This window comes from Streptomyces sp. LBL, assembly GCF_029893585.1.
Classification (GTDB): Bacteria; Actinomycetota; Actinomycetes; order Streptomycetales; family Streptomycetaceae; genus Streptomyces.
The window spans coordinates 1-1,610 of sequence record NZ_JARXYX010000088.1 but is presented as its reverse complement, the minus strand read 5'-3'; the positions used below and the strand labels follow the sequence as shown (position 1 = coordinate 1,610).

The window sequence follows — 1,610 nt, the reverse complement described above, 5'->3', positions numbered from 1 at the left end:
AGCCGCGAGCCGCGAGCCGCGAGCCGCGAGCCGCGAGCCGCGAGCCGCGAGCCGCGAGCCGCGAGCCGCGAGCCGCGAGCCGCGAGCCGCGAGCCGCGAGCCGCGAGCCGCCGCTTATCGCACTTATCTGCCGTTGAGCGGCGGGCTGCCCGTAACCATTCGGGGTGGCCGTGAACGCTAACGTCGTCCCACATCTGCAGGACCTCCGGGCCCCGGTAGGACAGGACGCCCACCGGTGGAACACGTTCCGCACTAAGAAGACGCTTGTCGTAGCAGCCCGAACGGTCACTTCGACCGTACGAGTATTGGAGTCGCTGCCGACGCTGCTACGCAACGACAGCAGGGTCGGCGTTGTCTTCGCCCACGACCCCACTTCCGCGTTTAACGACGGAGTCCTCGCACTACTCCGTGACGCCGGCTGCCGGGTCATGCCCTGGTCGCAACTCGACACGATCAAGCCTGACCTCATTCTCTCTGCCAGCGAGAACATCGACCTGCCCGCGGGCGACTGCCCCGTCCTCGTCCTCCCGCACGGCGTGGGCTTCCAGAAGCTCGTTCCGGACTCCCGCACCACGCAGACCCGCCTGTCAGGTGCCGTGCCGGATGCGCTCCTCGATGCCGGGCGCACATGGATCGCTGTTTCCCATCCGGATCAGGAACAGCAGCTGCTAGCCGCGCACCCGAAGGTGCGCGGCCGCACGCTGCTAGTCGGGGACCCGTGCTTCGACGAACTGTCCGCCAGCCTCCCGGACGCCGTTTCCTACAAACGCGCGTTGGGGGTCTCGGACGACAAGCGGCTCATCGTGCTCAGCTCCACATGGGGCCCGACATCGCTGCTCGGCCGGGACCCAGGCCTCCCCGCGCGTGCGCTCGCCGAGTTGCCCTACGACGAATACCGATTTGCAGCAATCATCCACCCCAACGTGTGGTCGGCGCACGGCTCATGGCAGATCCGCGCCGTTCTGGCCGACGCGCTGGAGGCGGGCCTTTTGCTGATGTCGACCGTCCACGCGTGGCGATCGGCGCTGGTCGCAGCCCAGGCCGTAGTCGGAGACCATGGGTCTGTCACCCTGTACGGGGCCGCCCTGGGCAAGCCAGTGCTCCTTGCCGCGTTCGGTGACGAGTCGGTGCCGGGCACGGCGATGGCCGCGCTCGGACAAACCGCGCCCCGTCTCAGCCCCCACAATGACCTACGGCTGCAGATCGAGTCCGTCGTCGCAGACCACACCCCCGGCCTCTACTCCGAGGTCTCCCAACTCGCTTTCGCTGCACCGGGCCGAGCGCTCGCAAGGCTACGTACTGTTCTGTACAACCTGATGGAGCTCGCGGAGCCCACACCGACGGCGCTGCCCGTACGTTCGCTGCCTCGTCCGAACGCACCGGAAGGTACCGCCGTCACCTCCTGGACAGTGGAAAGCGCGGCCAGGCCCGATGAAGGCGGGCAGTGGGTGGTCACCGTTCGCCGCTACCCCGCAGCCGCGTCCAGAACGTGCGACGAGGAAACTGTGGTGTTCCGGTGTCGACGGTCAGGCAATTCCCCACGATCTGCATGATCAGCGTCATGTAATTCCCCACCCCTGCGATCACGACTCCCCATGGGGACAGCGAAT

At 67.5% G+C, this 1,610-nt stretch carries 1 protein-coding gene; it reads left to right on the top strand.

Annotated features, from left to right (window positions below; genetic code table 11):
- The first annotated feature begins 305 nt into the window (after positions 1-305).
- A complete protein-coding gene (locus tag M2271_RS42375) occupies positions 306-1,553 on the top strand; it encodes a hypothetical protein (RefSeq protein ID WP_348539241.1) in 1,248 nt (415 codons plus the stop codon).
- Positions 1,554-1,610 lie beyond the last annotated feature (57 nt).